This window comes from Sinomonas atrocyanea, assembly GCF_030812675.1.
Taxonomy (GTDB): domain Bacteria; phylum Actinomycetota; class Actinomycetes; order Actinomycetales; family Micrococcaceae; genus Sinomonas; species Sinomonas atrocyanea_B.
The window spans coordinates 135,198-160,088 of the sequence record NZ_JAUSTE010000001.1; the positions used below are offsets into that span (position 1 = coordinate 135,198).

The following is a 24,891-nucleotide window of genomic DNA, read 5'->3' on the forward strand; positions in this document are numbered from 1 at the left end:
GGCGATATGCCCGGCTGCGCTCAGCCTCCCCTGCCGCGGCCGAACCAGCGGCGCCAGAACGGCGGCGGGCGGTTGCCGGCGTCGTCCGCCTCCTCCGCGGCGTGTGCGGCGGCCTCGGCCGCGCGGCGCTCGTGCCAGAGGGCGACCTCGCGGTCGACGTCGCGGGTCTTCGTGATGACGGGCGGGCCGCCCAGGAGCTGGCGGCGGGCCTCGATGATGCGCCGGTTGAACGCCTCAAGGCTGTCCCTTACCTGCTGCTCCGTGTAGAGCGCGTCGAGGGTGGACTCCAGCCGCGCGTCCTCGACGCGCAGGACGAGTGCCTCGGGCCCGAGGCCGGTGAGCTGCTCACGCTGGATGAGGCCCTTGAGCCACCAGTCGGGGTCGTTGACGTTGTCCAGGTTAGGGATCGGCTTCCCCGCGTACTTGAGGTGGTCGAACTCGCCCCGGGCGATCGCGTCGCGGAGGAGGTAGTCGGCCCGGCGCGCGGGATCGACCTCCCGGCGTCTGCGGTTGAGCTCGTCCTCCCGCTCGATCTCCTCGGCTTCCTCGGGCGTGTGGGCGATCCGGCCCGCCCGCAGTTCTGCGGCGCGCTCCATCCGGCGCCGCAGCTCCTCCTCGCCTCGGCCTCCCATGCCACCTCCCGATCGGCTCGTCCTGGGGCCGTTCCGACGCCCGGCCCCGTGGCGCAGGGCGCCGCACATGGCGCCGCATTGCACGGCACACCACAGCACAGTGCCGCCACGTCCACGGTAGGACGTGACGGCACTGCAGTCACGGCGGCTCCCGGAGGGAGGCCGCGGATCAGTCCTCCTCGTCGCCGAGGTGGTGCGCGCGGCCTTCCTCGCCGTGGCCGATCCTCGCGTACAGCGCGGGGTCCGCGCGGCGGAGCCGGAGGGCCCAGAGGATGCCGACCAGGCCGGGGACGACCACGATCGCGGGGAGCACCCAGCTCAGGGCGCTGGGCTCGGTGAGGCCGAGCAGCACGTCGAAGTTCGCCACGATGAGGCAGAACACGGCCGCGAGGGCCACGGCCCCGAGCGTCGGGGCGATCACGGCGGTCCAGACACCGGCGCGGAGGGCGGGGCGCCGCCGGAAGAAGCCGATCACGGCCACCGAGACGATCGCCATGAGCAGCACGAGGCCCATCGCGCCGGCGTTGGTGAGCCAGGTGAACATGGTCAGGACCGGGTACAGCGGGCCGAGCTCGGAGCCGCTGCCCGCCATCGCGAAGGCGATGGTCACGATCACGGCGATGCCGGTCTGCACGATCGAGCCCGCCTTCGGCGCGCCGTGGCGGCTCGTGGCCTCAAGCCAGCCCGGCAGGACCCGCTCGCGGCCGAGCGAGAAGAAGTAACGCGCCACGGCGTTGTGGAAGCTCACCAGCGCCGCGAAGAGGCTCGTGATAAACAGGACCTGCGCGACGTCCGCGGCGATCTGGCCCACGTGGGCGCCGAGGAAGGAGAAGACGAGGTCCGGGCCCTGCTTGCCCGCGGCGTCGAAGAGCTGGGACGGCCCGGTGCCCACGGCCATGGCCCACGAGGAGACGGCGTAGAAGACGGCGATGATGCCGACCGCGGTGTAGGTGGCGCGCGGGATGGTGCGGTGGGGCTCCTTGGCTTCCTCGCCGTAGATCGCGGCGGACTCGAAGCCCATGAAGGCCGCGACGCCGAAGGAGAGCACGGCGCCGATGCCGGGCACGAAGAGGCTCGACGGCGCGAGCGGCGCCGCGGTCACGCCCTCGGGCGCGACGGTGAACGAGGCGATGTCGTACACGATCACAACGAGGAACTCGAGGGCCACGAGGGCGCCGAGCACCTTCGCCGAGAGGTCCACCCGGTTGACGCCGAGCGCCGCGACGACCGCGATGCACAGGAGGATGGGGACCCACCACGGCACGTCCACGCCGAACCGCTCCGCGATGAACGAGGAGACGGTGAAGCCGAAGATGCCGTAGATGCCCACCTGCATGAGGTTGTAGGACATGAGGGCCGTGAGGGAGGCGCCCACCCCCGCGGGCCGGGAGATGCCCTGCGAGACGTAGGCGTAGAACGCGCCCGCGTTGGTCACGTGGCGGCTCATGGCCGCGTAGCCGACCGCGAAGACCGTGAGGATGGCGCCGAGGATGAGGAAGGACAGCGGGACGCCCAGCAGGCCGGTCACGGCGAACGTCGTCGTCACGCCGCCGGCCAGGACGGTCAGCGGCGCGGACGCCGCGATGATCATGAGGGTCACGGAGGCGACTCCGAGGCGGCGCGGACGCGGTGAGGCTGCGGCCTGCGCCACGGTGGCCTCCTTGGTCCGACGCGGGGAGCTCGTCGGGATGCTCATGGGTCCTCCAAGGTCAATGAGGTGGGGCGGCCGGTGCGGCCGCCCCACCATCGTGCGATGGACGCCCTCTGCGTGACTTGTCCCACAGTGAACGCCTCTTGTCTGCCTGAGCGCTACCTGGGCGGCGCTCCTCGGCGGCCCTACCGGTGGCAGTGGCCGCCGGCCGCCGGGGCGGGGACGTCGAGGACGGGGCTGCGGTCGAAGAAGCCCTCGGGGCGGATCTTGAAGCCCACGTGGTCCACCGGCATGATGGGCCAGTCCTCGGGGCGGGGGAAGTGGGTCAGGCCGAACGTGTGCCACACGACGAGGTCCGTCCCATCGAGGTCGCGGTCCTGGGCCTGGTACGCCGGCAGGCCGGCGCCCCCGGCGTGCTGGTTGACGAAGTCGCCGGTCGGGTAGCGCTCCGCCTCGTCGTAGCGGGTGACCCACAGAGCCTTCGTCGCGAAGGCGGCCCGGGCCGCGACCGACGACGCCGGGTCGGCCAGGAGGGTCGGGTGGCCCTGCGGGTGGATCTTGTAGCCCACGGGCTCGCCGAGGCGGTTGAGCGAGGTGGGGTTGGAGACGACCCAGGAGCGGCCGGCCGCCATGTCGTTCTCGCGCGCCGCCTCGGACTCGCGGGCCAGGAGGGTGCGCCTGCGGGTGAAGGCGTTGCCGCGCTCGTTGCCCGGGCCCAGCGGCACGCGCACGGCGTCCTCCTCCTCGACGCGGTTCGGGCCGCCGTCGAGGGCGAAGTCGAGGCGGGCGCTGAAGAGGTGCTGGTGGAACGGCGCGCCCAGGCCGGGGGCCATCTCGGACGAGTACGGGTAGTCCGCCGAGGGCTGGGCGGACGTGAACACGACGCCGGTGGCCTTGGCCTCGAACTCGATCGTGCCGTCCAGGTAGAGGTACCAGTAGAAGCCGTAGTCGTAGTTGCCGATCGTGGTGAAGAAGCTGATGACGAGGCGGCGGTTGCGGCGCACGTAGCTGACCCCGCTCCACAGGTCCGAGTGCTTGGCCAGGATCGAGGCGTCCTCCTCGTGCATGCAGATCCCGTTCGAGATGGTGCGCGGGTTGCCGAATGCGTCGGCCACCACGGGGCTGAGGTAGGTGATCTCGCCCAGGCAGTCGCAGCCGAGTTCGAGGGAGTTGGCGAACTGGCCCACGAGGTACTCGCCGGTGTCGAAGTAGTTCTGCCACGAGCGCACCGGGGACGGGTCGCCGTACGGGACCACCATCTCCGCGATCGAGGCACGGTCCAGGATGCGGCGGCGGCGCGTCGGCTTCCTGTCGCCGGGGTTGCCGGCCGCGGCGTCGTCGAAGGCGATGTTGTGCAGCACGAGGCCCTCGCGCACGTCGAAGCCGACGTCGAGGCTCCAGCGCTCCCACTCGACGTGGTTGCCGCCCGTGACCGTGAAGCTCGGCCCCTCGGGCTGGGTGATCTCGATCGGCTTCTGGGTGGTCCGCACCGGCCCGGTCAGCTCGGGGTCGGTGAAGTTGCCGTGCTCGGCCGGGACGGGGACCGCGCCGAAGTCGAGGACCTGGTCGACGCTGCGGCTGACGACGTCGACATAGGCCACGAGGCCGTCGACGGGGTGGGCCCACGGGCTGTCGGAGCCGTGCTCCTGGACGAACGCCAGGCCGCGCAGGATCCTGCGGCCCTTCTCCTCTGGATACTCGAAGACGCCCGCGGAGAGCGGGGCGACGCGGACCGTTGCGGGGTCGAGCCCGCGCGCGGCGAGGGCCTCGAGCCAGCGACCGTCACGACAAAGGATCTCCTCGACCACCTCGAACTCTTCCTCGAGCACGGGAAGCTCGCCGGTCGCGGAGGTGTCGAGCTCGGTCTCGGAATCGATCTCGCCCCGCGTCACCGAGAGGGTGACATCGCGCGGGCGGGACCCGCCGACGTCGTGCAGGAAGATGCGGAACCGGCGGTCGGCGGGCGCGTCCGGTCCGGGCGCGCCGCTCCCCCGCGGCGGGTCGACGAGGCCGAGGTAGGCGATGCGGGTGGTCTCCCGCCAGAGGCCCGTGCTCTCGAGGATGCCGCGGGCAGCCCCGATCTCGGCGGCCGTGGCCAGCGCGTACTGCCCGGCCGCGCCGTCCGCCGGGGAGGCCTGCTCGTGGCAGGCGTGCTGCTCGGGGGCCGGGTGCTCGTGGGCCGTGGTGTCGATGCTCATCGGATCCTCCAGGGGGTCGGCGGAGTTTTTTTCTATGGACGTAGAGAATAACCGCCTGTAAGCTGAATCACAACGGTTGTAGAAAAAAGACCGCGGGCCGCCGGGCCCGACGGGCGAAGACTGCGAGGGGCAGATGCCGAAGATCGTCGACCACGACCAGCGCCGGCTCGAACTCGTCGATGCGACGTGGCGGGTCATTGCCGAGCGGGGCCTCGACGCCGCCACGATGCGCGAGATCGCCTCCGCCGCCGGGTTCGCCAACGGCGCGCTCAAGCCGTACTTCACCTCGAAGGACGGCCTGCTGGACTTCGCGTTCGAGCACGTCTTCGCCCGGACCAACCTCCGGATGGCGGCCGCGACCGCCGGCCTCTCCGGGCGCGCCGCCCTGCGGGCCTACTGCCACGAGATCCTGCCGCTCGACGACGACCGGGTCGCCGAGGCGCGGGTCGCGATCGCGTTCTGGAGCAAGGCAGTCAGGGACCGGGACAAGGCGGCCCTGCACGAGCGCTCCATGGACCAGTGGCGGGCAGCGCTCGCAGGCCTCCTGCGCGAGGCGGGCTTCTCCGGCGGACCACAGGACCTCGAGCCGGCGGTCGGCGCCGTCATGGACCTCGTGCTCGGCGCCCAGATCACGGCCACGCTCTCCCCCGCCCACCACGGTGCCGGCCAGCTCGTCGCCCAGCTCGACCTCCTGCTCGACGCGCTCCTGCCCGAGGAGCGGTCATGAGCGTGGCACTCTCCCCCGTGGCGCCCTCCCCCGCGGCGGCAGACCGGACGGCCGGGCTCGAGGTGACCGTCGCCCACGACTTCGACTCCTGGCGGCGTGCCGTCTCCGCCTCGTTCGTCCCCCTGGCCGTCGAGGCGGACCGGCACTCCGCCTTCACGGGCAGCATGCGCGGCCGCCACCTCGCGGCCCAGCAGACGAGCATGATCGAGATCGCTGCGAGCAGCCACGCCGTCATGCGCACACCCGAGCTCATCGCCGCGGCGGACCGGAAGTACTTCAAGCTCGGCGTCCAGCTCGCCGGCACGGGCCTGCTCCTGCAGGACGGCCGGGAGGCCGTGCTCACGCCCGGCAGTCTCGCGATCTACTCGACGGACCGCCCGTACACCCTCGCGTTCGACGGCGACTTCCGCTCGCTCGTGCTGATGTTCCCGCACGCCGCGCTGGACCTGCCCGCCGACGCCATGGCACAGGTGACGGCATCCGCCATCAGCGGCTCGGAGGGGCTCGGCGCCCTCGTCGCGCCGTTCCTCATCCGGCTCTCGGAGAACCTGGGCGCGGTGGCCGGCCCGAACGGCTCACGCCTCGTGGGCAACGCACTGGACCTCGTCACGACCCTGTTCAACGGGGAGCTCGACGCCCGGTCGGCGGCCTCCCGCGACCCGCACCAGATGCTCCTCGCCCGGATCCACGACTACATCGAGGCGCACCTGCCCGATCCGGACCTCTCCCCCGGATCCATCGCGGCCGCGCACTTCATCTCGACCCGCCACCTCCACGACCTCTTCCGCGAGCTCGGCACGACCGTGTCGGCGTCGATCCGCGAGCGTCGCCTCGAGCGGTGCCGCCGAGACCTGCGGGACCCGGTGCTCGCCGACCGGCCCGTGACCGCGATCGCCTCCCGCTGGGGCCTGACGGACTCGGCCCACTTCTCCCGCATCTTCCGCGCCGCCTACGGGCTGCCGCCGACCGCCTACCGCGCGGGAGAGGGCTAGCCGGCAGCCGCCGGCCGCCCCGCGCCCGGGGAATCGGAAGCGAGGCGCAGGCTGGGAGCCCGCGTTCGCCCCGCGCGAGATCTGGCAGTCTTCAGCAGGGACATCGAGGCGATGCTGGAATGCACGGGGCGGGGCGCACGCCACTGCCCAAGGGTCGGCCGAAGGCCCTCCCGCCCGCGTCCGGCGAGGGCACGGTGCACTTCACGTTCGGTGCCCAGGGCCAGCTGGACCATGCACCCAGAAAGATACGATCCGAGCCGGCCCGAGCGGGACTGAGGTCCGTCAACGGGCGACGGTGCGGAACCCGCAGTTGCCGCTCGAGGAGTCGGCAGTGTTGGAGCTGCGCGCCGCCACACGGTAGCGGTTGCAGTAGGAGTCATGGCACAGGTACGAGCCCCCGCGCATCACACGGGCCGTGCCGCTCGCCGGGCCCTTCGGGGACGACTCCGGGGACACATGGTAGTAGCGGGCCGAAAACCAGTCGGCGCACCATTCCCAGACATTGCCGCTCGTGTCCCATAACCCGTACCCGTTCGGAGAGTAGGTGCGCACGGGCGAGGTCCCGATCCAGCCGTCGTCGGCCGTATTGACCGTCGGGAAGACGCCCTGCCAGATATTGCAGCGATGTTCTCCGCCCGGCAGGAGCTCGTCGCCCCACGGGTAGCGGGCGCCCGTAAGGCCGCCGCGCGCGGCATACTCCCACTCCGCCTCGGTGGGCAGGCGGCGGCCGGCCCACCGGGCATACACGAGCGCATCCCGATGCGAGACGTGCACCACGGGATGGTCGGCGACGTCGCGCCAGGATGACCGTGTCCCGCCCGGGTGGGCCCAGTCCGCCCCCCGTACCGTAAACCACCATGGCGTCCCGGCCACGGGGCCGAGGACTGCGGGTGGCGGCGCCTCCACAAGCAGGTGGAACACGGCCGAGACGCCGAAGTGCTCGGCGTCCGTCCGGAATCCGGTGGCCTCGACAAAGGCGGCGAACTGGGCGTTCGTCACCGGGGCGGAGTCGATGCGGAATCCCTCGAGGGCCACGCGGTGGACGGGCTGCTCACCGTCGGCGGGAGATCCCTCGTCGAACGCGTCGCCCATGTGGAACGTACCGCCGGGGATCCACACGTCGTCGTGCCCGACCGCCGAGGGGCGGGGCCGCCGGGTCACAACGAGGTCCGGCGAGGCGGCCGCGACCACCGAGGCGGTGCCGGGTTCACCCGGTGCGGAGGCATCGGCCGAAAGGGCTGCAGACGACGGCGCACAGCACCGCGGTATCTGTTCCTCAGGTGACTCCCCTACGGGGCTGCAGGAAGCCGGATAGTGCCCGGTCATCGGCTGCTTCCTTTCCTTTCGCGGGATTGCCTATGCTCTGTGGCTACGCGGCGGCGGTGGGGGCTGTACCCTCATCGGCCAGGCTCGCCATCTGGGTGACGAGGGCCTCTGTGAGCCGGCGCTCGAGGGCAGCGTACTCAGGTTGGCCTGCCACATTGTGCAACTCCCACGGGTCCAGGGCGTGGTCGTACAGCTCGACCTCGCCCGCGCCAAAGTAGCGCGTGAGGCGCCCCTCAGCGGTCACGACTGTGCGCATGCGCACTGGCCCCGGCAGCCCGGGCAGCCCGAACGGCTGATCCTCCTCGATCAGGAGAGCCGGCCGGTGCACGTCCTCGCCCCCGTGCAGGATCGACGCGAACGAGATTCCCTGGATCCCCCGGAACTGTCCCGCTCCGGTGAGCTCCATGAGGGTTGGCACGAGGTCGGGGCTCGCCACGAGGGAGCGGCTTCGGCCTGCCGCGGACCGCGGACCAGCACTCGCACCGGGAAGCGCGACGACGAGCGGCACGTTGGTCACGGCCCTGTAGTGGCAGAAGTGCTTGAGCATCAGACCGTGGTCACCGAACAGGTCGCCGTGGTCTGCGGTGAACACGACGATCGTGTCCTCGGAGAGCCCCTGCGCGTCGAGCTCCGCGAGGATCCGCCCGATCTGCTCGTCCATGAGCGTGATGAGTCCGTACTGCGCGGCCGCGGCATGCCTGTACTGTTCGGCCGTGGCCGCCCATGTCATTGTCGGATCCGTCCCAGGCTCGCCGCGGCGCGACACCATGTGGCGGATGTGTCGAGGCGAACGCGAGTGATCCTGGTCGAACCCGAGGGGAAGCGGGATGCTGTCCGGATCGTACAGCGTGTCGTACCCGGCGGGGGGCGAGAACGGATGGTGTGGGTCGGGAAACGAGACGAACAGGAAGAACGGCGCGTCGTGGCCCGCCGCGTCTTTGAGATGCTCGACCGCTTTCTCCCCGATGTATGCGCTCGGGTGGAGGTCCGCCGGGATGGCAGTGCGGTAGACCTGATCCCACCCCGGGTAGACCGCTTCAGATCCGTCGGGGCCGCCGACCGCATCGGGGTCGAGCCCTCGCTCCCGTGCCCAGTGCAGGTAGTGGCCGCCGGGGTGGTCCCCGTGGCCGACGATGAGGTCGACGTGCGAGTACCCGTAGTAGTCCGTCGGGAGCGGCACGAACGCCTGCTCGTGCCGAGCGCGGTCCTCCCAGTGGTCCCATCCGGCCGGCCCGCTGCGCGGGCGAGCGTCCTCGGCAGTCGTGTTCAGAAGGAGCGGCGCCGTCGCACGGATCTCGGCCTGTTGCTCGGGCTCGAATTCCCAGCCCATGTTCTGGTGGTGCAGCTTGCCGACGGCCAAGGTGCGGTACCCGGTATCGGCCAGCGAGCGCATGAGCGTCCGCGACGCAGGATCCAGCGGGATGCCGTTGCATCGCGTGCCGTGGGCTGAGGGCCACCGTCCCGTCACGAGTGAAGCCCGATTGGGCATGCACGTTGGGTTGGCCACGGTCGCGTTCTCGAACACCATTCCCCGATCAGCAAGGGCATCGAGATTCTGCGTCTTCACCACGGTATTGCCCCCGAAGCCCAGATGGTCCGCACGCAGCTGGTCGGCGACGATGACCAAGACGTTCGGGCGCCGCGTCATGCCGGCCTCTTGATGAGGGAGAGGACCTCGGTGCGCTGCGCCGCGAATTGGGGCAGGGAGCGGGTGCCGATCTGGTCGCGCGGCGCGGGGAGGTCGACGTCGGCGATCTTCAGCACACGTGCCGGCTTCGACCCGAGCACCACCACGCGGTCAGCGAGATAGACAGCCTCGTCAATGTCATGGGTGACCACGAGGATCGTCATGCCAAAGTCCTCACGGATCTTCAGGCAGAGGTCCTCTAGGTCGAACCGGGTCTGGGCGTCGACCGAAGCGAAGGGCTCGTCCATGATGAGGACCTCCGGCCTGTAGGCGAGCGCGCGGGCGATCGCGACCCGCTGCTGCATGCCGCCGGAGAGCTGCCACGGGTACTGGTGCTCGGCGTGGGAAAGGCCCACCGCCTCGAGCGCCTCGTCGCACCGGGCCTTGAGTTCAGCACGGGGCAGCCGCAGGTGACGCAGCGGCAGGATCATGTTCTTGCGGACGGTGAGCCATGGCATGAGCGAGCGGCTGTAGTCCTGGAACACGAGTGCCATCTCAGGCGGCGGACCGCTGATGACGCGGCCATCGATCCGCATCTCGCCCGATGTGGCCGGATGGAGGCCGGCCAGACATTTGAGGAGCGTCGTCTTGCCGACGCCGGAAGGGCCGACGATGCACACCACCTCGCCGGCGTCGACGCTGAACGTGAGGTCCTCGATGATCGTCTTGGCCGACGAGCCCGTCCCGTAGGCCTTGCGGAGATGCCTGACCTCGAGGCGCGCCTGCCTCGTGCTCTCTCGCTCTGCGGACGTCGTCACGGCGTTGGTTTCCATGGCATGGCCTGTCTGGGAGGTGGTCAGGGGGCTGAAGGTGGTGGGAGTCATGATGTACGAGCCAATCTGCGGGAGCCGATGTACCAGGCCAGGACCTTCCGTCGGACCAGGTCGAAGATGAGGTTTGCTGCGAACCCGATCACGCCGAGTAGGAGGATGCCGGACCACATGTCCGGGATCATGAAACTCTGCTGGGCGAGGAGCGTCATGGCGCCGATCCCCTGGGACGGGCCGAGCATCTCCGAGGCGATCATCACGACGAACGCCGTCTGCAGGCTCACCTGGAGGCCCGAGAAGATCTGCGGTCCTGCCGCCGGAAGGAGCACCGAGAAGACGCGTTCCCCCGGACGGAGACGGTAGACGCGGGTGACGTCGATGAGACCGCGGTCCACAGCCCGCAGTCCGTCGACGGTCGCGATGAACGTGGGGAAGAACGCCGCGAGCGCGATGCTCGTGATCCGCATCTCAGGGCCGAAGCCCATGAGGGAGATGAAGATTGGCACGAGCGCGACCGGCGGGATGCCCCGCAGGAAATGGATGACTGGGTCAATCGCCCAGCGGATGGGCGAGGCGAGCGCCGTCACAAACCCGACGAGGACGGCGGCGACGCCCGCGAGGATGTAGCCGACGGCGAGATTGCGGAGGCTCACGAGAACGTCCGAGCCGAAGTGGTCGAAGAGCCACAGCGCGCGGAAGCGATCAAGGATGTCTGCGAGCGGAGGGAAGAATGTGTCGGTCGAACCCGCCGAGGCGATCCACCATGCCGCGAATAGAGCGGCCGGTGTCCCCGCGCCCAGGATCCACAGGATGATGCGTTTCATCAGTGCACCGCCTCTCGGTAGGACTCATGCCAATGGAGCAGCCGACGTTCAGCGGCCCGCGTCGCCGCCTGGAACAGCAGCCCTAGGACGCCGAGGATCACCACCAGCGCGTACATGGTGGCGTAGTCCCCTCCTGCCTGAGCGAGGTACAGGCTCTGTCCGAGCCCGGGGCCGCCGCCGAGCAGCCCGGCCACCACCGTGATGATGAGGGAAGCCGGGGCGGTGACCCGGACTGCGGTCCCGATGTACGGAAGGGCGCTCGGCAGCACGATTCGGGAGAGGATCTCCGCAGGCGGCATGCCGTAGGAACGCGCGGTGTCCCGCGCGACGGGGTCGGTGCTGTGGACGCCGTCAACCGTCTGCATGGTGATCGGGAGCAGGCAGCCGAGGAACACGAGGAACCACGACATTTCTCCGGTGGGCCCGAGGACCAGCACCACGAGTGGCAGGATCACGATGGGCGGGACGGGCTTGAGGAACTCGAGGACGACCCGGGTCGCGTAGCGCACCGGTTCGAAGCTTCCCACGAGGATGCCGACGGTCACCCCGCACACCCCGGCCGCGGCCAGGCCGAGGAGTGCGATGCCGATCGTAGCGCCGGCCGCAGACCAGAAGTCGGGACTGCCGACGAGCGATCCGAGCTCACCGATCACCCGGCCGAGCTGCGGAAGCGAGCCCCCCGCCGCTCGGGAGAGTGCAGCGAGCTGCCAGATCAGCAGCGCTGACGCGATGCCGGCGGCGCCGACCGCTGTGGGCTTGAGGGACGTTCTCACGGGCGGTCAGCTTCCCAGGATGAGGTCAGCGGGGAGCTTGACGGGCTCCTTGAGGTAGCCGAGACTCGCCATCGCGTCATCAACGCGCTGGATATCGTCGATGGTGACCTTGTCGGGCCAGTAGTTCACCGCGCCGGCCTTGATGACGTCGACCGGGTTGTTGGTGATCTGGGCGCTGAGCTGCTGGGCCTCATCGATGTGAGCATTTGCGTAGGCGTTGGCCTTGTAGATCGCAGTTCGGAATCCCTCGATGGCTTTTTTCTCCTTGGCCAGCGCGCTCTTGCCAGTGACCCAGATGCCCACCGCGCCCGCTTTGAAGAAGGCCACTCCGGGTGAGGCCAGGAGGCGGTCGCCCTCCGAGATGGCTTTGGATACGAATGGCGCCACGAGCGAGGCCGCGTCGACTCGTCCGGAGTTGAGGGACTGGAGGGCCGAGGAGGGATCGAGGACCATCCAGTTGACCCTGGATGGGTCCCCGCCGTCGTCCTTGACGAGCTTGCTCACTGTGACCTCGAGCTGCGCCTTGCGTGCCGGCACCGACACCGATTTGCCCTCGAGGTCCTTGGGACGCTGAATGGGCGAGTCCTTCGCGACGAGGAGGCCCGTGTCGTCGACCTTGGTCATGTCCTTGCTCGCCATCGCCTGGTCGGAGTATCCGTCGGCAGCCGCCACGACGGTGAGGGGGACGTTGTTTCCGAGCGCATTCAGAAGGGGAATCGAAGGGGTATAGGTCAGGTCGAGTTGGCCGCTCTGCGCGGCGGCGATGCCCGCTGGCGGATTCGCAACGACTGATGTCTTGACGTCGAGGCCCTGCTCCTTGAAGAAGCCCTTGTCGACAGCGAGCTTGATGGCCGCATCGCTCCCGATGCCGATCGTGCCGACTTTGAGAGTTGTGATGCCATCGTTGCCGCCGGAGGCCGTGCTCGATGATGCAGCGCCGCCGCAGGCGGACAGCGTCAGGGCGAGGATTGCGGCCAGGGCCGCGGGGATGCTACGTCGCATGGTTCTCTCCTCGAGAGGTTGAAGGGTGGCGTGGAAACGGGTGTCAGGCGAACATGAAGGGCGGCAGGCGAGCACTGTAGGTGTCAATCCAGCAGGGCCTCTGCGTGGACGGGGATGCCCGCCGCGAGGGTGAGGACCACCTCCATGGCGAGGAGATCCTCAATGTTCGCGTCATCGGGCCATGGAGCGGAGAGAACGCACACATCCGCTGCCATGCCCGGAGAGAGCACGCCCTTGACGTGCTCCATGTGGTCCTGCCATGAGGCTTGCGCCGTCATGGCGGCAAGGGCCTCGGTTCCATGGATGCTCTCGGGATCACCGGGCGTTCCGGGCGAGGTTCGCGTTCCGCGCCGGACGGCCGCGACGATTGTCTCGCGCCAGTCAGTGCTGGCCACGGGCGCGTCCGAGGCCAGCGTGAAGCGAACTCCTGTCTGGGAGGCCGTGCGGAGGGGCTGGTGTCGGGCGAACCGTTTGTCGCCGAGGATACGGCGCATCGCGTCGCCGGCGCCATGGCGGATGAGCGGATTGGTGCTGTAGCCGATCCCGTGCCGCGCCATGCCGTCGAGGGTCTCCTGGCCGCTGAAAGCGCCGTGGATGATGTAGTGGCGATTGACCCGTGCATCCGTCCGCGCGATGAGGGCTGCGACAGCGGCCTCCGTGGCCGCATCTCCCGTCGCGTGGATGCCGGCCTGCAGCCCTGCCCCATCGATCGCAGCCAAGATCTGGCCCAGCTCCTCGAGTCGGTCCGCATCGGTGGCACCAGCGATGACGAGGCTGCCGTGGGTGCAGTGGTCGCCGTAGGGCTCGTTCATCCAGGCCGTGCCGCTGCGCGGGATGCCGTCCGCGAAGACCTTGACGCCTGCGATTCGGAGCCGCTCGGGGTCGATCCCGCGGTCGGTGTACGCGTGGCCCAGCCCGCTCGCGAGGCCGGCCATGATGGCCGTGCTGTCCGCACCCCCCGTGCCGGCGAACAGCATCAGCACCGTCGCGCGCAGGGTGAGCTCACCCGATTGTGCGAGGTCGCCGAGGAGATGGATCGCCTCGGTCGAGCCGGACCCGTCGAGGAGCCCTGCGCAGGCGGGTCCGAGGCCCGGCTCGGTGAAGGAGGTGATTCCCTGGGCGTGCATCCGGCGCTGCATCGCGAGCATCGCGTCCCTGAGCGCTGTGCGCGGGACGGGAGGGAGTGCGCGGTTGAGGAGCTCCATTGCGGCGTCCTGGAACAGGCCATTCAGCTCGCCGAGCCCGTCGCGACCGATGACGCCGCCCGCCGGGTCGTGGGCCGCCGCCGTGAGTCCCGCCCTGCGCAGCGCCTCCCGGTTGGCCACGAGCTGGTGGCCGGTCTGGTCGAAGGCGACGATCGGCGTGTCGGAGCGGACGTCGAGGATCTGGCCGGCCGCGTCGCCAATGAGCACGTCGTCCCAGCCTCGGGCGCGAATCCACCCGTCGGCTCCCGGCTCCGCGCGGCGTAGGAGGTCCACAATGCCGTCCCAGCTGGGTGCCACTGCCGCGGAGATGTCGAGGTAGCCGAAGGTCGACATGGCGGCGCCGGTGAAGTGCAGGTGGGAGTCGTTGATCCCCGGCAGCACCGCCCCGCCCTTCGCGTCCACCACCGTGGTGCGAGGGCCGATGACGGCGGCGACATCCGCGGTGCCGACGGCGAGGATGCGGCCTTCACGGACCGCGAGCGCATCCGCGACGGGTCCGTCCGCGCTGCTCCCCCGGCCCGCGGGATCCATAGGCAGGACTTGGGCGTTGACGATCGCCATGTCTGCGAGGGGCGTCGTGTCGGTATATCGCGCCACTGTCATCTCCTCGTCGTCTAGCGGGTACGAATGTGATCCGGACAACATCATGCACCATGACTGGATCGTTTGACTAGGTCAAGTGACCAAGTTCAGTTGTAGGCTTGTCCTGAGTCCGTCGCGCCACGGCGGCAAGTCGGCCCGCGCCTAGGATGGACGCTGATGACAGGGGGAGGGACCAATGCCCAGGATTCCCGCCGAGGAGCGGAGGATGCAGTTCGTCGAGGCTGCCGCGCGGGTGATCGCCGCGGAGGGCCTGCCTGCTGCGACGACGAGGCGCATTGCGGCCGAGGCCGATGCGCCGCTGGCCGCGCTCCACTACTGCTTCCGGAATAAGGACGCGCTCCTCGAAGAGGTCTACAACTTCCTGAGCCGTGACTACGCGAAGAGCCTGACCCCCATCGAGGACCTCGGTGCCGGCCTCCCCCGCGTGATCCGGCAGCATGCCCAACGGATCTGGGACCGCATGCTCGAGCGCCCCCACGAACAGGTGACCACTTTCGAGCTCCTTCTCCGCCGCTTCCGCGAACCTCCCGAATCAGAGCCGGTGGCGCGGGCCCAGAACCGCTCGATGTACGAGGGATGGGTCACCTCGACCGCGGAGCTGTTTGCATCGGCGTGCAGAGCCTCGGGACAGGACGTGCCGCTCCACCTCGACCTCGTCGCGCGGCTGTTCATCTCCGGCATCGACGGCATCAGCATGCAGCACATCGCCGATCCCGACACGGAGCGATCGCAAGCGCTGATTGCACTCCTCGCGGATTCGCTCGTGGAACTCCTCGCACGGTCGGACGCTGCCGCTTCGGACTCTGCCGCCAGCGGGACCTGAGGGGTCAGCGAGAGCTTCCGGACAGGAACGGCACGAGCACCTCCAGGATCGGGCCCGCCGGTGCGAGCGTCCCGGCGTGCGCCCGCCCGGGAAGCTCGACGAACCGGGCGTCCGGCATGATCTCGGCCGCGCGGCGCGAGTCCTCGAGCCGCTGGGGGTCCCGGGTGCCCGCCATGAGGAGGGCAGGCAGCGCGAGCTGGGCGAGCACGGCCTCGGGCAGCCCGGGGTCCTCCTCGGTTCCGGTGAAGCACGCGGCGAGCGCCCCGGCGTCGTTCGCGAGGAACGCCTGGCGCGTGGCCGGGTCCACCGCCTTCCCGCTGGCCTCGAGCCCCTCGACGAAGGCGTGCATGCCGCCCGAGCGCAGGGCCCCGAGGTAGCCGGGGAAGAAGACCTTGGCCACCTCGCCGCGCTGGGGCCGGTACGTGCCGCCCAGCGCCGTGAGCGAGGCCGCACGCGCGGGGGCCCCGGCGGCGAGGGAGAACGCGACCCGTGCGCCGAGTGAGTACCCCACCAGATGGGCCCGGCCGATTCTCTCGGCGTCGAGGACGGCGAGGACGTCGCCGGTGTGCAGCGCCATCCGGTACGCCTCGGGGGCGGCCGGCGTGCCGCTGCGCCCGTGGCCGCGGAGGTCGATCCGCACCACCCTGAAGCCCTCCAGCGCCTTCACGTAGCCGAGTCCGCGCCAGATCGCCTTCGACAGGGCGGAGCCGTGGAGGAGGACGACGGCGGGCCCCTCGCCGACGGCGTCGTAGGAGATCTCGGTGCCATCGGCGGGGTTCGCGGTCGTGCTCACCGGCACACCCTACCGCCGCACGGCGCGGGGGCGGCTCCGATGTGGCGCACCCCTCAGCGGGGCACGACGGCGGCGCGCGACGTCCGCTGCCGGCGCACCCAGGCGGCGGCGAGGAGGGCGGTGCCGAGCTCGACCGCGATGATGGCGAGCATGGCCCCTGCATGGGCATCCACCGTCCCCGCGGACGGGTGGTGGGCGTGCGCGTGGCCGCCCCCGGGGCCGCCGGAGAGCAGGAGCGCACCGTGCACGAGCACCATGGCCAGCGACATCCCGATCACGGTGCGGGCGGCGCCCAGGCTCGGCCGGCGCCAGAGGTGCCACGCGCAGGGCAGGCAGGCCGCGGCCATGGCCGCCCCGAGCGCTGCCATCCATCCGCCGCCGGGAACCATGGCGAGGTGGGCTGCCCCGGCGGCTGCGGCCGCCGCGGCAGCCCAGCGGCCGGAACGCCGTTCGGGCACCGTCCTCATGTCCATGCCACGAGCATCACAGGCTGAGTGAGCTAGGGGCTTCGGCCACAGCGCACCGACCTTGACCACCCGCGCACAGCGCGACGGCGGGCCCTCCCGCGTGGGAGGGCCCGCCGTCGTGCGCCAGTGCCAGCAGCGCCCGGTGCGAGCGAGCGGCAGGGGTCAGCGAGGCGCCGGGGTCAGCGAGGGCGCACGGTCAGTGCGCGGCCTCGGGGTGCTCGCGGACGTAGTCCTCGTGCGCGTCGGCGACATGGAGGTCGACCCCCTTGGTCTCCTTCACGAGCGAGACGCCCACGAGGGAGATCACGGCGGCGACGGCGATGTAGGCGCCGATCGTCCAGGACATCTTGAACTGGTTCATGAGCATCTCGGCGATCATCGGGGCGAAGGCGCCGCCCAGGATCGCGCCGAGGGCGTAGCCGATCGAGACGCCCGAGTACCGCACCTTCGCCGGGAACATCTCGGCGTAGAGCGCGGACTGGGGACCGTAGGAGAGGCCGAGTCCGAACGTCATCACGAAGAGCGCCACGAAGTACCAGACGATGTTCTTCGTGTCGATGAGGAACCACATCGGCACCGCCCACAGGGCGAGGAAGGCGTAGCCGATCTGGAACGTGCGGATGCGGCCGAGCCTGTCGGAGACCACGCCGCCCCAGAGGGTGAAAATGAGCCAGCCGAACGAGGCGAGCGTCGTCGCCAGCAGCACCGTGGGCTGGTCCATCTTGAGGTTCTTCACCGCGTAGGTGGCGAAGTAGGCGATCAACAGGTAGCCGGCGGCGTTGTTGGCGATGAAGATGACCGCGGTGAGGGCGACTTCCTTCCAGTTGTGGCGGAAGAGCTGCCCGAGGGGCGCCGAGGACTCCTTGCGGCGCTCCTGGAGCTGCAGGAAGACCGGGCTCTCCTCGACGGCGCGGCGGATCAGGTAGCCGACGGCGATGAGGACGATTGAGAACAGGAACGGCAGGCGCCACCCCCACTGGACGAACGCCGGCCCCATCATGGTGGTGAGGATCCACAGCGTGAAGGTCGCGAGGATCATGCCGATCGGGACGCCGATCTGCGGGTAGGCGCCGAAGTAGCCGCGGCGGCCCTTGGGCGCGTGCTCGACCGACATGAGGGCGGCGCCGCCCCATTCGCCACCGGCGGAGAAGCCCTGGAGCACCCGCAGGAGGATGAGCAGGAGCGGTGCGAGCGCGCCGACCTGGGCGTAGGTGGGCAGGACGCCGATGAGCGAGGTGGACAGGCCCATCATGATGAGCGTGAACACGAGCATCTTCTTGCGGCCGAGCCGGTCGCCGAGATGGCCGGCCACGATCGCGCCGAGGGGGCGGAAGAGGAACGAGATGCCGATCGTCGCGAAGGCGATCACCTGGGACAGGCCCGGGTTCTCCTTCGCTACGGGGGCGAGGAAGAGCGGACCGAGCACGACGCCGGCCGCCTGGGCGTAGATGAAGAAGTCGTACCACTCGATGGTGGTGCCGACGAGGGTGCCAGCCAGGACCCGACGCTCCTCGCGCGACATCGCGGAGGTGGGCTGGGAGGCGTTGACTGCCTGGGTCATTGGGACTCCGTGGTTCTAGGGTGCGAATGCCCCGCGGAGGGGCGAACCGTTGACGGCGGACGCCGGTGGGCGTCCCGACCGCTCGATTTACCAACCGATTGGTCGGTCAACAAAGGCAGAATACATGACTGTGAGATGGCACACAGGCGGTCCGGGGCCCGACGTGGCGCGGTGCGGCGAGCGGCACCTGCGGCGCGCCGAACGGCGCCCTGCGTTGCCGCACCAGCCCGATGTGCCCGATACTGGGCCAAGACGTTCGATAATGGAACAGAGGTTGCTGATATCGGACAGCGCCGAGCGCGGAACGCCGCGACCCAGCCAGCTGCAGAGGATCCCATGCCACGCACCGCCGAGACCGGCCCCCACTCCCAGACGCTCTCCCGGGGCATCCGCGCCCTCGAGCTCCTCGCGGAGGCGCGCAGCCCCCTGACCATTGCCGAGCTCTCCTCGGCGCTCGACGTGCACCGCTCGATCGCCTACCGGATCGTGCGCACGCTCGAGGACCACGCGCTCGTGACGCGCGACGACTCGGGCCGGCTGCAGCCCGGAGCGGGCCTCGCTGTGCTCGCCCGCTCGGTCTCTCGGGACCTCCAGGCGGCGGCCCTGCCGGAGCTCGGCCGGCTCGCGGCCGAGCTGCACATGACCGCCTTCGTGGCCGTCTGGGACCGCACCGACTGCATCACCCTCGCCACGGTCGAGCCCCAGCACAACGGCGCGACCCTCGCCCAGCACCCGGGGACCAGGCACCCCCTGGACCGGGGCGGCCCCGGTATCGCCATCCAGTCCGCCCTCGGGCGGGAGGAGTGGCAGCAGCGGGTGCCCGACGTGCCCTACCGCGCGGAGTCGGACGAGTCCCGGGAACGCGGCTACGCGCTCAGCCACGACGAGGTGATCCCCGGTCTGTCCTCCGTGGCCGTCCCCCTGATCCTGCCGCACCACCGGCCCGCGGCGCTTGCCGTGGTCTACCTCGGGACCGCCGTCGAGCCGGCGCCCATCGGCGCCGCCCTCCTCGCCGCAGCCGGCCGCATCGCGCACGCCGTCGGCTAGCGCCGCCGGCTCAGGCCGCGGCCCGGGCGCGCCCGCGCGGCAGGAGCAGGGCCGCCGTGCCGAGCAGCATGAGTGCGCCGGCCGAGGCGAGGGGCGCGGCGAACGCCGCGGCCGCACCGCCGCCCTCCGCAAGGGCCCCGGCGGTGCCTGCTCCCAGGGCGACGCCTGCGACGAGGCCGCTGGCGAGCGCAGTCATGGCCGTGCCCATGCGGCCGGGGGGCGCCAACCGGCCGCCGAGGCCGTAGACCGTGACCATGATGGGGCCGACGGGCAGGCCGATCAGGAGCATCACGGCCGCCATCGCCCCGAGGGAGTGGGGCACGAGCATGAGGAACGCCAGTGCCGTCAGGGCCCCAGCGCAGGCCGCCCAGCGCGCGGCGAGGGTGAACCCCGCAGGCCAGGCGGCAACGCTGAGTGCCGCGACGGCGGAGGTCAGGCCCAGCGCCGCGTAGAGGAGCCCGGCGATCTCCGCCGCGCCGCGCTCGCCGGCGAAGGCGGTCAGTGCGGTCTGCGTACTGCCGAAGAAGGCGCCCATCGCGAGCATTCCCCCGACCGGCAGCGCGACGGGGCCCCAGCCCCCGACAGTCCGTGCCCCGGCCGGCGCCTGGTCGCTGGCCGGCGTCCTCTCACTGGCCGGGTGGGCAGCCCGCGTGGCCGGGTGCACGGCGCTCGCGGTGGGGTGCAGCGCGAACGCGGTCACGAACACGGCCGTGAGGGCGGCGGCCAGGGCCAGCGGGAGCCAAGGTGCGAGGGCCGCCCCGAGGGCTCCGACCAGGGCGGGGCCGAGGACGAACGTCAGCTCGTCGGCCGTGCTCTCGTAGGAGAAGGCCGCATCGCGCTCGAGCTCGCGCAGCGGACGCCGGGCGGTGAGGGCCATCCACCGTGCGCGGGCGAGCGGACCGACCTGCGGAAGGGTCAGCCCCGCCAGGAGCGAGGCGGTCATGAGCGGCAGCGGCGCAGACTCGTGGAGGCCGCCGGCCGGGTAGCTCGCGACGATGACCGCCACCGTCGCGGCCGCGTTGAGGAGTCCCGCGACGAGGACTGTGCTGCGCTGCCCGTACCGGTCGGCGAGCCAGCCGAGGGCTGGCGCGCCGAGCGCCGAGCCCACGCCCACAGCCCCTGCAGCGAGGCCGCCGAGCGCGTACGAGCCGGAGGCGACCGACGCGAGGGCCAGGGTGCCGATGGTCAGCATCGCCAACGGGAGCCGGGCCACGAGGGCGATGGGGATGAAGCCCGCCCCCGCGAGGGACGGGAGCGCGGAGTAGCGGGCAAGGAGGGAGACGCGGACGGCCACGGGATACCTCGAGGACAGGCACGGCGTCCCTGCCACCCGCCGTGCAGGACCCGGTAGCCCTCACATCCTACTGGGCGGTCTGGGAGGCCTGGGCCCTCTGGGAGGCGTGGGCCGTCGGGGGGACGAGCCCCACCGAGGCGATGCGGGATCCGTCGCGGCCCTTGCTCACCCGGATCTGGGCCGGGATGCGCTGCTTGAGCTCCGAGACGTGGCTCACGAGGCCCACTACGCGGCCGCCAGCCCGCAGGCCCTCGATCGCGTCCATGACCTGCTCGAGGGCCTGTTCATCGAGGCTGCCGAACCCTTCGTCGACGAACAGCGTCTCGATGTCGATGCCGCCGGCCTCGTGCTGGACCACGTCCGCCAGACCGAGCGCCAGGGCGAGGGAGGCCATGAACGTCTCTCCGCCCGAGAGGGTGGACGGGTCGCGCCGCTGGCCCGTCCACCCGTCCACGACGTCGAGCCCGAGGCCCGAGGCGGCCCCTCGGGCGGCGAGCGCATCGGTATGCTCGAGGCTGAACCGTCCGTCGCTCATCGCCAGGAGCCGCTCGGACGCGGCGACGGCGACCTGCTCGAGCCGGGCAGCGAGCACATAGCTGTGCAGCGACATGCGGCGCGCGTTCTCGCCCTGGCCCCGCGCTGTCCTGGCCAGCTCGGCGAGCGTGCTGGCGCGGCCGCGGGTCTGCTCGAGCAGGGGCCGGGAGCCCTCGAACGCTGCCCGCAGGGTCGCCAGGCGCCCGCAGGCGGCGGCAGTCCGCTGGGCGGCGAACTCGCCTGTCCTCGCCCGGAGCTCGGCCGCGGACTCGGCGGTCCGCGCTGCCTCCAGGGCGCTCCCGTCCGCAGCTGCGCTTCCGTGCTCGGCGTCGAGGGCCCGCTGGACCGCCGCCGAGGCGAACAGGCCGCTCAGCTGCTGTCCTTCTGCCTCGTGGGCCGCCGCCTCGGCCTCGAGCCGTGCCGCCTGGGCGGGACTCAGGAGTGCCGCGCGCGCCGTCGGCGCGTCGGCGAACGGGGAGGCCTCGAGGGCCGCCGAAAGGGCCGCGTCCGCCTGGGACAGTGCGTCCTGGGCCGCGCGGCAGGCCCCGAGGGAGTCTCCGAGCGCGGCGAGGGTGCGGGCCCGCGCCGCGACGTCGGACTGCCGGGCGGAGACGCTGGGGAAGCCGCCGCGCCAGAGCACGACGTCGGCCTGCCGGCGGTCCCGCTCCTCACCCCGGCTCCGGAGTGTCTCCTCGGCACGGATCCTCAGGCCCGTGGCCTCCTCGCGGGCAGCGAGGGCGGACTGGCGGCGATCGGAGAGCGTGCGCAGCTGCGCGAAGACGGACGTGAGCCGGGCCTCGGCCTCACGGGCATGGCGGACGGCCGCGAGCTTCTCCTCGCGCACCCGGACGGCCTTGTCCGGGTCTGTCGCTCCCCCGCGGGCCTCCACGGCCGCGAGCTGCGCGCGCGCCTCCGCCACCGCCTCGAGGGCGGCGCGCTCGCGTGCTGCCGCTGCCTCCGAGGACCTGGCCGCGGCGCGCTCCGCGTCGACGAGCAGGAGCGGATCCTCGGCGCCCTCTGCGGGAGCGGGGTGGTCGGCGGAGCCGCACACGGGGCACGGGACATCCGGGTCGAGGTGCGCGGCCAGCTCGGCGGCGGCCTGGCCGAGCCGCCGTTCGCGCAGGCCCAGCCAGGACTCCTTGGCATCGAGGGCCTGGGTGCGGCGTTCCTCGTGCTCCCGCGTGGCGTCGCTGAGCGTCCGGAGGGCCAGCGCGCGGTCCTCGACGGCCTTCACGATGTCCTCCGCGGCGTCCGCCTCGATGGTGGCGGCGCCGAGGGCTGCGGCGTCGACCGCGATCCGCGCCCGCTCCTCCTCGAGCGCGGCGAGTTCCCGGCTGAGCCGTTCCGCGTCCGCGTCCGCGCGCTCTGCGGCGGCCCGGTGCGCCCCGAGGGCCGTGGCGGCGTCCGCAAGCTGGCGCTCGAGGTCGGCGAGTTCGCGCTCGGCGGCGATGCGCTCCGCGAGCACGGCCGCCTCCGCCTCCTCGGACGATGCCGCTGCCCTCACCTCCTCCGCGTCGGGCAGCCCGCTGCGCGAATCGGTGCGCGAAGGCGACCACCCCGTGGCAGCGGTGGCTTCCGCGAGGGCCGCAGCGTCGGCGCGCGCCCGTGCTGCCGCCTCCGACGCGCGTTCGGCGTCGGTGAGGGGCCGGCTGAGGAGGGCGGCCGCGCGGTGCGAGGCGATGGCCTCGAGCCGGTGGGACTGCGTGGCGGCTGCCGCCTCCCAGTCCCCTCGGCGTGCCCGGGCGGCAGCGAGTTCCCGGGCGTCCTCGAAGGCGCGTGTGGCCTCGGTGACCGCGCGGCGGCTGTCCGCGAGCGCCGCGCGGGCGGCCTCGCAGTCCGACGCCGCGCGGTCCCTGAGCGCGCTGAGGGTCGCCTCGGACCATGCGAACAGGTCAGCGGCGCACTCGGGGTCCAGAGGCTGGTCTGGGTCCAGGACCCGGCCCGGCCGCTGCTCCCGGCCCTGTTCGTGCCCGTCCGCCGGGTCCTCACGTCGGCCCACGGAGCCCTCGCGCCCGGCGACGGACTCCTCACGGCCGGCCTCGGGGTCCTCGCGTTGACCCTCGGAGCCCTCGCGGCCGGCGACTCGGCGGGCCAGCTCGTCCGGCAGTTCCTCGGCGAGGGCGGCAAGCTCCGCCTCCAGGCTGGCGACCGGCCGGGCCGCGGCGCGTTCGGCGGCCTCGGTCTCGGTCCGCGCAGCCTGGGCGAGGGAGGCAAGCTGGTTCTCCACCTCGGCGAAGCGGCGGGTGCCGAAGAGCTTCTCGAGGAGCTCGGTGCGTTCGGAGGCCTTGGCCCGCAGGAACGACGCGAACTCGCCCTGGGGCAGGAGCACTACCCGGGTGAACTGTTCGCGGGCCATCCCGAGCACGCCGCCCAGGAGGGCGCCTGCCTCGTCGTTGCGCGAGGTGAGGGGCCGCCACGCTCCGTCCACGAGCTCGCGGACATGCGTCGCGGCCTTCTGCTGGACCCACCCGGCCGCGGACCGCGCGCTCGGGCGCGACCATTCCGGGGTCCGGCGGACCTCGAAGCGCCGGCCCTGGGCCGTGAACTCGAGTACCACCGCGGGCTCAGCGTCACCGGGCGCGTGGTGGCTCTTGAGCGAGCGCGTCCCCTGGCGGGCTCCGGGGAGGCTGCCGTAGAGCGCGAAGCAGACCGCGTCGAGGATGCTCGTCTTGCCCGCTCCGGTGGGCCCGTTCAGGAGGAAGAGCCCATGCTCGGCAAGGGAGTCGAAGTCGATGGCCTCGTCACCGGCGAACGGTCCGAACGCGCTGATCTCGAGCCGGTGGAGCCTCACGCGCCCACCTCCGTGAGCCGCACCGAGTCGAGCGCCCCCTCCAGGGCTGCCCGTTCACTGGCGTCGGCACCGCGGCCGCGGACGTGCTCGAGGAATCCGCAGCACAGGTCCAGGTCGCTGCGCGCGGCGGCGAGCCGCTCGCTGTAGGTTGCCGTGGCCGCCTCGTCGCGGCCTGCGGGTTCGAAGGCGAGCGCGACGGTGAGGGGGAAGCGCGCGCGCAGCCGCTCCATGGCGGCGCGCGGACGCTCCGGGTCGGTGAGGGTGACGTGGCAGTACGCGGTCTCGGCGTCCGCATGGGACGGGTCGGACAGGAGGTCCTCGAGCGGTCCGCGCAGGACCGCGAGCCGGTGCCGGCTCACCCAGTCGACAGGTTCGATCGACGCGATCCCGTCCGGCCCGACGTCGAGCATCCACGCCCCCTTGGCCTGCCGCCATTCCGAGAACGAGTAGGCGAGCGGGGACCCCGAGTAGCGGATTGTCGGGGCGAGCTCCTGCCGCCCGTGCAGGTGGCCCAGGGCGGCGTAGTCGAAACCCTCGAAGACCCCCAGCGGCACGACGTCGAGGCCCCCCACCGAGAGCGCGCGCTCGCTCTCGCTCGGCACCCCGCCGCCGGCGAACGTGTGGGCCATGACGATCGAATGCACGGTGCCCGCGGCCCGCCGGGCCTCCAGGTCTGCCCTTGCCCTCCCGAGCGCCGCCGCGGTGACGGAGGCATGGCCGGGCGCGGACGCGCCGAGGAACTCTGCGACCAGGCGGGGCTCGAGGTACGGGAGCCCATAGACGGCGAGCTGGGCGCCGTCCCCGAGCGGAAGCAGCACGGGGTCCCCGATCTGGTCCAGGCGGGTGCGCAGGTGCACGCCCCCGCGCTCGAGGAGCCGGGAGCCGAAGCCGAGCCGCACCGCGGAGTCGTGGTTTCCGCTGGTGACGACCACCTGCGCGCCGGCGGCCGTGAGCCGCACGAGCGTCTCGTCGAGGAGCTCGACGACGTCGACGGCGGGCAGGGCCCGGTCGTAGACGTCCCCGGCGACGAGCACCGCTGCGACGTCCTCGGACTCCACGTGGGCCACGAGCGCATCGAGCCACTCGCGCTGCGCGCCGAGCATCCCGACGCCGTGGAAGGACCGGCCCAGGTGCCAGTCCGAGGTGTGGAGGATCTTCATGGTCGAAACGCTAGACGGTGGCACCGACACT

The 24,891-nt window shown here is 71.6% G+C and carries 20 protein-coding genes; 4 read left to right on the plus strand and 16 right to left on the minus strand.

All coding sequences use genetic code 11. The features are described 5' to 3' along the window. Positions 1 to 20 precede the first annotated feature (20 nt). From J2W20_RS00630 to J2W20_RS00640, 3 genes are all read right to left on the minus strand, one after another. Positions 21 to 632, minus strand: coding sequence for a DnaJ family domain-containing protein (locus J2W20_RS00630; protein WP_307003687.1), 612 nt, complete (start codon positions 630 to 632; stop codon positions 21 to 23). 169 nt (positions 633 to 801) lie between these two features. After that, the gene (locus J2W20_RS00635) at positions 802 to 2,328 is read right to left on the minus strand and encodes an APC family permease (protein ID WP_307003689.1); all 1,527 of its coding nucleotides are present in this window, start codon (positions 2,326 to 2,328) and stop codon (positions 802 to 804) included. Positions 2,329 to 2,468: 140 nt separating this feature from the next. Next, positions 2,469 to 4,481, minus strand: a complete 2,013-nt coding sequence (locus tag J2W20_RS00640) for a primary-amine oxidase (protein WP_307003691.1) — start codon at positions 4,479 to 4,481, stop codon at positions 2,469 to 2,471. Between the two features lie 133 nt (positions 4,482 to 4,614). Between J2W20_RS00640 and J2W20_RS00645 the strand changes: the two genes are divergently transcribed. Next, positions 4,615 to 5,208 carry a TetR/AcrR family transcriptional regulator gene (locus J2W20_RS00645; protein ID WP_307003694.1) on the plus strand — a complete coding sequence of 198 codons (594 nt, stop codon included), beginning with the start codon at positions 4,615 to 4,617 and terminating at the stop codon, positions 5,206 to 5,208. Then, on the plus strand, positions 5,205 to 6,200 hold the full coding sequence (locus J2W20_RS00650; protein WP_307003696.1) for an AraC-like ligand-binding domain-containing protein: 996 nt from the start codon (positions 5,205 to 5,207) through the stop codon (positions 6,198 to 6,200). Before J2W20_RS00645 ends, J2W20_RS00650 begins: the two co-directional genes overlap by 4 nt. A 282-nt stretch (positions 6,201 to 6,482) precedes the next feature. Here the strand turns inward: J2W20_RS00650 and J2W20_RS00655 are convergent, their stop codons facing one another. The 7 genes from J2W20_RS00655 to J2W20_RS00685 form a co-directional block, all read right to left on the minus strand. Continuing rightward, on the minus strand, positions 6,483 to 7,526 hold the full coding sequence (locus tag J2W20_RS00655) for a formylglycine-generating enzyme family protein (RefSeq protein ID WP_444965527.1): 1,044 nt from the start codon (positions 7,524 to 7,526) through the stop codon (positions 6,483 to 6,485). A gap of 43 nt (positions 7,527 to 7,569) precedes the next feature. Next, positions 7,570 to 9,174 (minus strand): sulfatase family protein, encoded by a 1,605-nt coding sequence (locus tag J2W20_RS00660; RefSeq protein WP_307003698.1) that lies wholly within the window; start codon positions 9,172 to 9,174, stop codon positions 7,570 to 7,572. Beyond that, the gene (locus J2W20_RS00665) at positions 9,171 to 9,986 is read right to left on the minus strand and encodes an ABC transporter ATP-binding protein (protein WP_307004685.1); all 816 of its coding nucleotides are present in this window, start codon (positions 9,984 to 9,986) and stop codon (positions 9,171 to 9,173) included. Before J2W20_RS00665 ends, J2W20_RS00660 begins: the two co-directional genes overlap by 4 nt. Positions 9,987 to 10,033: 47 nt before the next feature. Next, complete coding sequence (locus J2W20_RS00670) at positions 10,034 to 10,807, minus strand: ABC transporter permease (RefSeq protein WP_307003700.1); 774 nt, start codon at positions 10,805 to 10,807, stop codon at positions 10,034 to 10,036. After that, entirely contained in the window at positions 10,807 to 11,580 is a 774-nt protein-coding gene (locus tag J2W20_RS00675; RefSeq protein ID WP_307003702.1) for an ABC transporter permease, read from the minus strand. Before J2W20_RS00675 ends, J2W20_RS00670 begins: the two co-directional genes overlap by 1 nt. 6 nt (positions 11,581 to 11,586) lie before the next feature. Continuing rightward, positions 11,587 to 12,582 carry an ABC transporter substrate-binding protein gene (locus tag J2W20_RS00680; protein WP_307003703.1) on the minus strand — a complete coding sequence of 332 codons (996 nt, stop codon included), beginning with the start codon at positions 12,580 to 12,582 and terminating at the stop codon, positions 11,587 to 11,589. Between the two features lie 83 nt (positions 12,583 to 12,665). Then, positions 12,666 to 14,384: an amidohydrolase gene (locus J2W20_RS00685; RefSeq protein ID WP_307003705.1), complete on the minus strand. Its 1,719-nt coding sequence runs from the start codon at positions 14,382 to 14,384 to the stop codon at positions 12,666 to 12,668. 181 nt (positions 14,385 to 14,565) lie between these two features. Here J2W20_RS00685 and J2W20_RS00690 point away from each other — a divergent pair, with 181 nt between their 5' ends. Further along, positions 14,566 to 15,213, plus strand: a complete 648-nt coding sequence (locus tag J2W20_RS00690; RefSeq protein ID WP_307003707.1) for a TetR/AcrR family transcriptional regulator — start codon at positions 14,566 to 14,568, stop codon at positions 15,211 to 15,213. A 4-nt stretch (positions 15,214 to 15,217) separates the two neighbouring features. On the opposite strand, the gene J2W20_RS00695 is transcribed toward J2W20_RS00690, so the two are convergent. The 3 genes from J2W20_RS00695 to J2W20_RS00705 all read right to left on the minus strand — a co-directional run bounded on the left by J2W20_RS00695 (position 15,218) and on the right by J2W20_RS00705 (position 18,034). Then, on the minus strand, positions 15,218 to 16,006 hold the full coding sequence (locus J2W20_RS00695; protein ID WP_307003708.1) for an alpha/beta fold hydrolase: 789 nt from the start codon (positions 16,004 to 16,006) through the stop codon (positions 15,218 to 15,220). 53 nt (positions 16,007 to 16,059) lie between these two features. Beyond that, positions 16,060 to 16,479: a hypothetical protein gene (locus J2W20_RS00700; RefSeq protein WP_307003709.1), complete on the minus strand. Its 420-nt coding sequence runs from the start codon at positions 16,477 to 16,479 to the stop codon at positions 16,060 to 16,062. 190 nt (positions 16,480 to 16,669) lie between these two features. Beyond that, positions 16,670 to 18,034: an MFS transporter gene (locus tag J2W20_RS00705; RefSeq protein ID WP_307003711.1), complete on the minus strand. Its 1,365-nt coding sequence runs from the start codon at positions 18,032 to 18,034 to the stop codon at positions 16,670 to 16,672. A 336-nt stretch (positions 18,035 to 18,370) separates the two neighbouring features. Between J2W20_RS00705 and J2W20_RS00710 the strand changes: the two genes are divergently transcribed. Beyond that, positions 18,371 to 19,081 carry an IclR family transcriptional regulator gene (locus J2W20_RS00710; RefSeq protein ID WP_307003713.1) on the plus strand — a complete coding sequence of 237 codons (711 nt, stop codon included), beginning with the start codon at positions 18,371 to 18,373 and terminating at the stop codon, positions 19,079 to 19,081. A 10-nt stretch (positions 19,082 to 19,091) separates the two neighbouring features. Here the strand turns inward: J2W20_RS00710 and J2W20_RS00715 are convergent, their stop codons facing one another. From J2W20_RS00715 to J2W20_RS00725, 3 genes are all read right to left on the minus strand, one after another. Further along, positions 19,092 to 20,375: an MFS transporter gene (locus J2W20_RS00715; protein ID WP_307003714.1), complete on the minus strand. Its 1,284-nt coding sequence runs from the start codon at positions 20,373 to 20,375 to the stop codon at positions 19,092 to 19,094. A 67-nt stretch (positions 20,376 to 20,442) separates the two neighbouring features. Further along, positions 20,443 to 23,700, minus strand: coding sequence for an AAA family ATPase (locus tag J2W20_RS00720; protein WP_307003716.1), 3,258 nt, complete (start codon positions 23,698 to 23,700; stop codon positions 20,443 to 20,445). Then, positions 23,697 to 24,860 (minus strand): exonuclease SbcCD subunit D, encoded by a 1,164-nt coding sequence (locus J2W20_RS00725; RefSeq protein WP_307003717.1) that lies wholly within the window; start codon positions 24,858 to 24,860, stop codon positions 23,697 to 23,699. Before J2W20_RS00725 ends, J2W20_RS00720 begins: the two co-directional genes overlap by 4 nt. Positions 24,861 to 24,891 lie beyond the last annotated feature (31 nt).